An 8,096-nucleotide genomic window follows, 5' to 3' on the forward strand; every position below is an offset into this window, starting at 1 on the left:
CGCGAACTCGACTATCTTGAAAGTGCTTTCGAGCACGACGATCTGAAGAAGGCTCTGACCCTTTAATGTCCGCTTATGCGTTCTTATCTTCGGCACAGCGTCTTCGAATACAAGCAATACAGGTAAACTATCGAGCTTAGTACTCCGGCTGGAATCTGTACGCACAAACAAGAGCTGGTACATCAAGACGGTGACGGGGCGGAACACGATCTTGCAGATCTATGTCAGTATCTGATACGATTGAGCATAAAAGGAGATCCAGATGCCGAACGTCCACCTGACGGAACCGATGCAGAAATATGTGCAGGCGCAGATTGAGTCCGGTGCCTACGCCAATCTGAGCGAAGTCGTGCGCGCGGGCGTAAGGATGCTGATGGAGAAGGACGGTGCCAGGCAGTTTTACGCCCTCAAGGCAGATCTCGAGAAGGCGGCCACGCTGGCCAAGAATGGGGATTTCGCCGAGTTCGATGCACAAGCCTTCGAACCGGATGCGTTTAACCGTTGATCGGCATGACCATAAGGCTTTCCGGTCTGGCCAGGTCCGACCTCGAAGACATCCGCGCCTATACCGTTGAGACCTGGGGCAGGGACCGGTGGCTGATCTATTATCGCCAGCTTGTCACCGCCTTCGAGCGGATCACTGAAGATCCCGAGATCGGCCGGGACAGGAGTCTCTTCGTACCGGGCATGCGGTCCGTCAACTGCCAGCGCCACGTGATCTTCTTCAAGCGGCTCGATGCGGCGGACGGCGCAGCGGTCATCCTGCGCATCGTGCACCAGCGCCGCAATATGCCTGCCCTGGTCTACTACGAGGACCTCGACGGCGGTTGACGACCATCAAGCCGGGCAATCCTGCGACAAGCACAACCAGTTCACAACCGGTCCTTCAACCGCTGCACGAAATCCATGCGTTCATGAAGGACAGCAATGATGATAGGTCGCGGGGCGACAATCCAGACGACATAGTGATGCTCGCATCGCAGGATCCTGACGTCGTCCGGCAACTGATCGAAAGCCTTCGACCGTGCCCGGCCTGCACCAATGGCGTCGCAGCAAGACTCGATTTGGCTCAGATACCGGTCGGCCTGATCTGCGCCCCAGGTTTCGAAGGAGTAACTCCAGATCTCGCGCAAATCTTCCTCGGCGCCGAGCGTAAGATCGTAGCCAGCCATTCGGGGACCTATTGCTTGGCTTGGCTGCGAGCTTCGCGCCGGATGTCACGGATCGACTTCGAGGACAGCTCGCCTTGGCGGGCCTGCTCGATGCGCGGCTCAAGGAAACGGGCCAAGGCACCGAATGCTTCTTCATCGTTCAAGCCGCCGAGAGGGGGAGCATCGCCGAGTGTCCGGTTCAAGACATAATCCTTGATGCTTTGACCTTTCAGGGCCGCGATAGCCTTGAGTTTCTGGTGTTCTTCAGGCGTGATATCGATCGAGAGTCTGGGCATAAGCTCAATATACCTACCTCCAGCCCACAAAACAACATTTGTTCATTCCAATATCTCGACCAGTCTTCCATAGTCGCGGCTGACCTCCTGCGCCTCGAGAAATGCACGTTGCCGCTCGGCATCGAGGCAGCGGAAGTAATCCTGTATGTCCGCGATGTAGCCCTCGAAGTCGGAACGCAGCAGCTCGGCATATTCTCGAATTTCTTCGGACCGCTCAGGCAGGAAGGGCCGTTCCGGTGCGGTACATGCAATGGCGATTTGGCCAATCGACGCGAGTGGCACAACAAGACCAAGCAAACCGTATCGAAATGCACAAAACATGCGCAGGGCAAAACTCCTTTGCCACTTCAAATTTATGGTTTCGTGCGGTAGCTACCTATTGCAGCCAAAGACGGTTCGTCAACTCAAATAAATCGTCTTGCAGTCAATTATGTTGTCTTGTATCGACCGTGTGGAAATGTTCCTGCGGGCCGATACTCATGATGAGGAGGACCCAGGGAAAGTCATGATAGAAGAAGCACCGAATGTGGTCACCGAAGACGGACTGCGCGGCTTGCTCACTGAGGGCTACCTTATCGAGGTGGTCTGCAAGGAGAGAGCGGAGAAGCGCCATAACAGCTGGTACGGCTCATGGGTCATCCGCGCCGTCGCCACTGATGGGCGCGACGATAAAATGCTCGTCACCAGCCGAAGCGTCCTCAAGCTCCGTGATTTCAAAACCATCGTTGGTCTTGTCAGTTTCCTCGCTGACATGGGCTGCACGACGGCGAGCATCCCACTTGAAGAAGGGGGCCGCGAGCGTCACGCCGCGCCTGGCCAAGGGGCCGACGCACCGACCGGAGCGGTTCCGGTCAAAGGCAGCTGACCGCGCGACTGCGCTCGTCGTTGCTTTGGGTACAGGCGCTTGTTCCGCGCCCCCGGCCCTGGCCGACGGTTTCATCTTCCAGGTCCGCCCCGACGGCCAATTGATTTCCTCTCCTCAAGAGGCAAACGGGCGCCTTTTTCTCTTCGCAGAACCTCGCGTTCCTGACGCAACGAGCGAGACAGCGATCCCGGCTCGATCTGCCGCCCACGCTACCCCAGAAATCCTCCATGCGATCGAGACCACTGCTCTGCGGTATGCCGGGCATGGTGCGCTGCGTCGCGCAGGGCTTTCAGTCACTGATTGGGCGCTCCTTTACCGGGCCAATATCGAAGTCGAGAGCGCATACAATCCAGCTGCACGTAGCCCTGTCGGTGCCATAGGCCTTGGCCAGCTTATGCCGGATACCGCCCGCGACCTCGGCGTGGACCCACATGACATTGCGCAGAACCTCGACGGATCAGCCCGCTACCTGCTGATGATGCTCGACCAGTTCGGCGACGGGTCTCTGGCCCTTGCGGCCTACAACGCTGGCCCGGAGGCGGTCACGCGCCACGGCGGCATTCCCCCCTATACCGAAACCCAAGGGCATGTGGCCCGTGTGACCGCCGTGTTTGAGCGGCTCAGAGGAGATCTTTCATGACATCGAGGAAACGTCAAAGCGTGCTCCGCACGCGGGCGATCGCCGCGCTCGGCGCGATGACCCTTATCGTGCTGGCGGGTCCAGCGCTTGCGCAGAGCATCGACCTCTCGCCGGTGCAGACCCTGCTGCAGGGCATCGTCGATGCGATCACCGGTCCCTTGGGGATCGTGATCGGAACGCTTGCGCTGATCGGGGTGTTCCTTTCCTGGCTCTTTGGCATCCTCGACTTCCGTCAGGCGCTCTGGGTGGTGGTCGCGATCGCGGGCATCGCCGCGGCTCCCACCATCGTCGCCGCCATCTGGACCACCTGAGGTCCAAAATGGCTGACCAGTCCCGCGTGTTCATCGGCCTTCTCAGGCCGCCCAAGCTGATGGGCCTGCCGATCATGTACGCCATGGTCTGGCTCTTCGGCTCGACGCTTCTGTTCCTCTGGGTGCAGAGCTGGGTGGTGGCCGTCTTCGCGGGGCTGGCCTGGCCGGCCCTCTGGAAGGCCGCAGACTGGGATCCGAACTTCCTCGATGTCCTGGTGATCACCTTGCAGGAAACCCCGCCCACGGCCAACCGCAAGCTGCACGGAGGCGACAGCTATGCCCCGTGATGGAATTGCCGATGAGGTTGAGAACGCCATCGATCCGCTGACCGTGCTACCCGCATGGGTCAAGGGCGAGAAGCGGCTCTCAATGATGCTGCCTTATGTGAGCCTCGTGAACGACCGAACGATCCGGACACGCGGCAACGAACTGATGCAGTGCATCCGCCTCGAAGGGGTGAACAGCACCACGAGCGAGGACGGGCATCTCGACCGGATCGGAGGGTTGCTGGCTGGCATCGTCGCGCAGGTGGGGACGGAGTTCTCCTTCTACCTGCACAAGGTCTCGAAAGCGGTCGATGTGACCCTGCCGCCCATTCCAGGCGAGGGGTTTGCTGCCGCCCTCGACAAACGATGGCACGCGCATCTCGGCCGCGCGGGCTTGCGCGACAAGACGCTGACCCTGACCGTGCTGAAGCGACCTCAGACCGGCAGCCGCTTGCCGTTCGGACTTGGGGCGTCTCGCTCGCGACATGCGGCGGACACGACCCGCCGCTTGCGCAAGCTCGACGAGGTTGTGGGGTTTCTGCTGTCGTCCTTCGATGAGCTGAAGCCCCGCCTGCTTGCCGCCAGCACCGGCGAGCTTCTGGGCTTCCTCGGTTCACTCAACACAGGCGAGGAGCACCCGCTCTTCCCCCGGTCGCGCCTCGGTGTGATCGCCGAGGACGTCGCCAACACCCGCGTCACCTTCCGCGGCACGACCATCGCGCTGTCCGACGGCGCCGTCGGCGACAAGCTCGGCGTGATCTTCGCGGTGAAGAACTACCCCGCCAAGACCGATAGCCTGATGCTCGACGAGTTGAATCTGCCCGTCGACATGGTGGTCACGCACTCTTTTGTGCCGATCAACGCCAACATCATGGCGGGCCGGATCAAGCGGCAGCTGCGGCTGATGCAGGCCGCCAATGACGGAGCCGTCAGCCTCGCGCAGGAGCTGGAACTCGCGCAGGACGATTTGGAATCCAAACGCCTGATCTTCGGCGAGCACCACATGACCGTGGCGGTCTATGCCCGCACACAGACGGCGCTTGACGATATCGCGGCCGAGATCCGCAACATCTCCGCCACCTCCGGCATCAACCTGATCTCGGAAGCCTTCGGGGCACGGGCGCATTTCATGGCGCAGCATCCCGGGAACACAGGGGCGCGCAGCCGCAAGGCCGCAATCACGAACCACAACTTCGCCGATCTCGCTACCTTCCACCGCACCCCGCTCGGAAAGACAGGGCGGGAAGTCCCCTGGGGCGTGCCGATCACACTCTTCCCGACGCCAGAGCGCAGCGGTTTTCGCTTCAACTTCCACGAACAGGGCGCGCCAGATCGCGAGCCCACAGGTGGGCACACGCTGATCCTCGGCCGTCCCGGCTCCGGCAAATCCGTCCTGGCGGCTTTCCTGATGACCATGGCACGGCGGGCAGGTGCGCGGGTCTTCGTCTTCGACTATCGCGCGGGGATGGAGATGGCCGTCCGCGCGCTCGGCGGCAGCTATTCGACCGTGCGGGCGGGGCGCCCAACGGGCCTCAATCCGCTCCAGACCGAGATCGACGTGCGGGGCCAGGCATGGCTTGCTGATTGGCTCGCGAGCCTCTTGGAGCGGCGCGATCGACCGCTAACCCCGGTTCAGACCAACCGACTGCAGGAAGTCGTGCGCCAGAACGCCAGCGCAGGACATGCGGGTCTACGGAACTGGTCGGATTTCGCCTCGCTGCTGGTCTCGACCGATGACGAGGGCGATCTCTTCGAGCGTATGCAGGAATGGACGGCCGAGGGTCGCTACGGCTGGATCTTCGGGGCCAATGCCGAGGACAGTTTCAGCATCGATGGCGACGTCGCGGGCTTTGACCTCACCGGCATCCTCGATTCCGAGAGCGAGCGGGAACGCATGGCGGTCCTGTCCTACCTCTTCCGCCGGGTCGAGCGGGTGATTGAGGACCGCAAGCCCACCATCATCGTCATCGACGAGGCATGGAAAGCCCTCGACAACACCTATTTCGCGGAGCGGCTCTCAAACTGGCTGGTGACCGCCCGCAAGCAGAACGCCGTCGTCGTGATGATGACGCAATATGCCAGCCAGCTCGAGCGCACGCGCACCGGAAAGACCATCGTGGAAGCGGTGCCGACGCAGGTGCTCTTGCCCAACATTCGTGCTTCCGCCGCTGACTACGCGATGCTCGGCCTGACCGAGAAAGAGCTCGACGTGCTTCTGGGCGTCGGCTCGGCCTCGCGGCTGGCGCTTGTCCGCGATGATCGGGGCGCGGTGGTGATCGATGCCGATCTCAGCGCGCTCGGCCCGCTCGTGACCATCCTTGGCGGCATGGAGAAGGGCGAGACCCTCGTCGGCCCTGACTACCGCGACCGTCCTGATTTCTGGAGAGTGACATGACCCGTACCATCATTCGCAGCGTCGTGCTGCTCGGGCTCGGCCTGACCCTGACAGCCTGTGCGCAGCATAACCCCCCGCAAGCCAACTGCTTCAATTTTCGCGAGGCTCCTGCGCAGGCAGGAACCGCCACCACCACGATCTCGACCATGGGGGCGGAGGTCACGCGCCGCGACACGGCCTGCGATTTCGTCCTCTTGGGGGCGGGCGGCTGAACCAATGCGGACCTGGCTTCCTTTTACGATGATCAGCCTTGTGCTGGTGGCTCCCACTGCGGTGCCGGTGGGCGCCCAAGGCGTGCCCACTTTCGATCTGCGCCTCTTCGCAGGACGACAGGCCATCCTTGAGCAGACCGATCGGGACCTGGCACTGCAGCAGGACCGGCTAAGCCGCGAGGAGGAACTGGCCGAAATCGAGCGCCAGCAACTCGCCTCCCTCGAAGGGCTGATGGATGCCATGTCGCTTGGCGCTGGAGACGTGGCCGGAACCGTGGCGGGGCTCGAGGCGGGGCAGGGGGCGGTAGACAACGTCGAAAGCGCGGCCGCCAGTCTTTATGCGCCCGAGGACACCAATCCAGCGGCAGCGCGGATGTTCGGCGATGCCAGGGAGGGGATCGAGGAGCTGATCATCCGCGCAGCACGCGACACCCATAGTCTGTCCGGGGTCGGCCGCGCAGGTCTTTCGCTCGTGCAATGGCGCTGTCTCTTGCAGGCGCTGATCTGGCAGGAAAGTCGTTTCCAGATTGGGGCACGCTCACCCGTGGGGGCCTTCGGACTTACCCAGATCATGCCCGGTACCGCAGGCGATCTCGGGATCTACCCGGCCTATTACGACGATCCCTATCTGCAGGTCACCGGCGGTGCGCGATACCTCGCACAAATGCTGAACATGTTCGATGGCAACATTATCCATGCGCTCGCCGCCTATAACGCCGGGCCGGGCAATGTGCAGGATTATGGCGGTGTGCCACCCTTCGCGGAAACCCAGCATTATGTCGTGGTGATCCCGCAGCAGTACAACAGCTACCTCGCAGCCGTGGGCGGGATCGATGCACTCGGCACAATCGATCCGGTGCTTCTGGCCAATGCGAGCTTCAGCCTCTCGGCACATGGTGCGGGTGTCTATGGGGACTATTCGCTGGTCTCGGTCCAGGCAGCCGCCCTGCGCGTCCAGGATATCATCACCCGCATCGGCGAGACTGAAGACCTGCACGAGGCGATCGCGCTGAACACCTATGCCCGAGCCGAACTTGCCCGCCTGGTCGCGATCCGGACCCGGATCAGGGCCGCCCGAATCGAGCCACTCAGCGCCGAGCAAATCGCCTTGGCGGCAGCCAGAGGAGCCGAGCGGCAATTCATGGATTTCAGTCAGGAGGATTTGCATTGAACCTGCGCCTGCCCCGTTCCCTTTTCGCCGGTAGCATCGCCCTGGCGCTTGCCATCTATGTCGTCGGACCTGCCGCGGCACAGGGTGTGCCCACGGTGGACACCCAGAATATCGCACAGGAAATCCGCCAGCTTCAGCAGATGCTGCAGGATTTCGGGATCCAGACCGATCTTCTGGACAATGCGCTGGCACAGCTCGAAGTGGTGCAGAACCAGCTCAACCAGCTCAACCAGATGTATACGTCGCTCACAGGGCCGCGAAACATCCTCGGTCTTGCAATGGGCGAGGATCTGGACGCGCTCCTTGACGCCGATTTCGAAAATATCTCAAGTCTCATCCGAGGCATCCAGGCGGGCGACTGGTCGAACCTCATCGGTCTCAACGCCGGACCGATGCGCACCCAGATGGAGACAGCGCTGGCCAGTGCCGGGTTCGACGAGAACACCCTGAACGAAATCGCCACCAGTGGAACTCCCGGTGCAGAGGGCATCGCGACCCGGGCAACCACCGGGGCGGTGCTGTCCGCCGCCGCTCAGAACAGCCATACCGAAGCGGCGCAATCCCTCGAGAGGGTAGAGCGTCTTGTCGAGATGATCCCGGACATGGAAGATCTCAAGGCCTCGATGGACCATAACACCCGCGTCACGGCGGAACTTGCCATCGCCCTCACGCGCATGTGGGAGCTCGAAGCCATCCAGACCCTTGGCGCGGGGTAACCGCTCCATTGGCAGCGCCTGCCTGAGGCTGGGGCGATGATCTAAGAGACGTCGCTAATGACGTCTCTTATGC

Annotated in this window: 13 protein-coding genes; 10 read left to right on the top strand and 3 right to left on the bottom strand. The window is 61.9% G+C overall.

The annotated features are described in order from the left end of the window. Positions 1–262: 262 nt before the first annotated feature. Together BKY27_RS19095 and BKY27_RS19100 are read left to right on the top strand one after the other, a co-directional pair. The gene (locus BKY27_RS19095; RefSeq protein WP_071676058.1) at positions 263–505 is read left to right on the top strand and encodes a type II toxin-antitoxin system ParD family antitoxin; all 243 of its coding nucleotides are present in this window, start codon (positions 263–265) and stop codon (positions 503–505) included. A 5-nt stretch (positions 506–510) separates the two neighbouring features. Then, entirely contained in the window at positions 511–831 is a 321-nt protein-coding gene (locus BKY27_RS19100; RefSeq protein ID WP_071676067.1) for a type II toxin-antitoxin system RelE/ParE family toxin, read from the top strand. A gap of 41 nt (positions 832–872) precedes the next feature. Here the strand turns inward: BKY27_RS19100 and BKY27_RS19105 are convergent, their stop codons facing one another. From BKY27_RS19105 to BKY27_RS19115, 3 genes are read right to left on the bottom strand one after another with little or no spacing between them, the layout of a single operon-like run. Continuing rightward, complete coding sequence (locus tag BKY27_RS19105; protein WP_071676059.1) at positions 873–1,172, bottom strand: type II toxin-antitoxin system RelE/ParE family toxin; 300 nt, start codon at positions 1,170–1,172, stop codon at positions 873–875. Between the two features lie 8 nt (positions 1,173–1,180). Next, positions 1,181–1,447 carry a hypothetical protein gene (locus BKY27_RS19110; RefSeq protein ID WP_071676060.1) on the bottom strand — a complete coding sequence of 89 codons (267 nt, stop codon included), beginning with the start codon at positions 1,445–1,447 and terminating at the stop codon, positions 1,181–1,183. A 42-nt stretch (positions 1,448–1,489) separates the two neighbouring features. Next, positions 1,490–1,768 carry a hypothetical protein gene (locus tag BKY27_RS19115; protein ID WP_071676061.1) on the bottom strand — a complete coding sequence of 93 codons (279 nt, stop codon included), beginning with the start codon at positions 1,766–1,768 and terminating at the stop codon, positions 1,490–1,492. A 184-nt stretch (positions 1,769–1,952) separates the two neighbouring features. Between BKY27_RS19115 and BKY27_RS19120 the strand changes: the two genes are divergently transcribed. From BKY27_RS19120 to BKY27_RS19155, 8 genes are read left to right on the top strand one after another with little or no spacing between them, the layout of a single operon-like run. Next, positions 1,953–2,312, top strand: a complete 360-nt coding sequence (locus tag BKY27_RS19120) for a hypothetical protein (protein ID WP_071676069.1) — start codon at positions 1,953–1,955, stop codon at positions 2,310–2,312. Next, complete coding sequence (locus tag BKY27_RS19125) at positions 2,260–2,952, top strand: lytic transglycosylase domain-containing protein (RefSeq protein ID WP_071676068.1); 693 nt, start codon at positions 2,260–2,262, stop codon at positions 2,950–2,952. Before BKY27_RS19120 ends, BKY27_RS19125 begins: the two co-directional genes overlap by 53 nt. Beyond that, on the top strand, positions 2,949–3,263 hold the full coding sequence (locus BKY27_RS19130; protein ID WP_071676062.1) for a TrbC/VirB2 family protein: 315 nt from the start codon (positions 2,949–2,951) through the stop codon (positions 3,261–3,263). The genes BKY27_RS19125 and BKY27_RS19130 overlap by 4 nt, the downstream gene beginning before the upstream one ends. 8 nt (positions 3,264–3,271) lie before the next feature. Next, positions 3,272–3,550: a type IV secretion system protein VirB3 gene (locus tag BKY27_RS19135; protein WP_071676063.1), complete on the top strand. Its 279-nt coding sequence runs from the start codon at positions 3,272–3,274 to the stop codon at positions 3,548–3,550. After that, a complete protein-coding gene (locus tag BKY27_RS19140) occupies positions 3,540–5,924 on the top strand; it encodes a VirB4 family type IV secretion/conjugal transfer ATPase (RefSeq protein ID WP_071676064.1) in 2,385 nt (794 codons plus the stop codon). The genes BKY27_RS19135 and BKY27_RS19140 overlap by 11 nt, the downstream gene beginning before the upstream one ends. Then, positions 5,921–6,136 (top strand): hypothetical protein, encoded by a 216-nt coding sequence (locus BKY27_RS19145; protein WP_071676065.1) that lies wholly within the window; start codon positions 5,921–5,923, stop codon positions 6,134–6,136. Before BKY27_RS19140 ends, BKY27_RS19145 begins: the two co-directional genes overlap by 4 nt. A gap of 4 nt (positions 6,137–6,140) precedes the next feature. Further along, entirely contained in the window at positions 6,141–7,307 is a 1,167-nt protein-coding gene (locus BKY27_RS19150; RefSeq protein ID WP_071676066.1) for a lytic transglycosylase domain-containing protein, read from the top strand. Then, entirely contained in the window at positions 7,304–8,023 is a 720-nt protein-coding gene (locus BKY27_RS19155; protein WP_084668051.1) for a type IV secretion system protein, read from the top strand. The genes BKY27_RS19150 and BKY27_RS19155 overlap by 4 nt, the downstream gene beginning before the upstream one ends. Positions 8,024–8,096 lie beyond the last annotated feature (73 nt).

The organism is Nioella nitratireducens, assembly GCF_001879715.1.
In the GTDB taxonomy this organism is placed as follows: Bacteria; Pseudomonadota; Alphaproteobacteria; order Rhodobacterales; family Rhodobacteraceae; genus Nioella; species Nioella nitratireducens.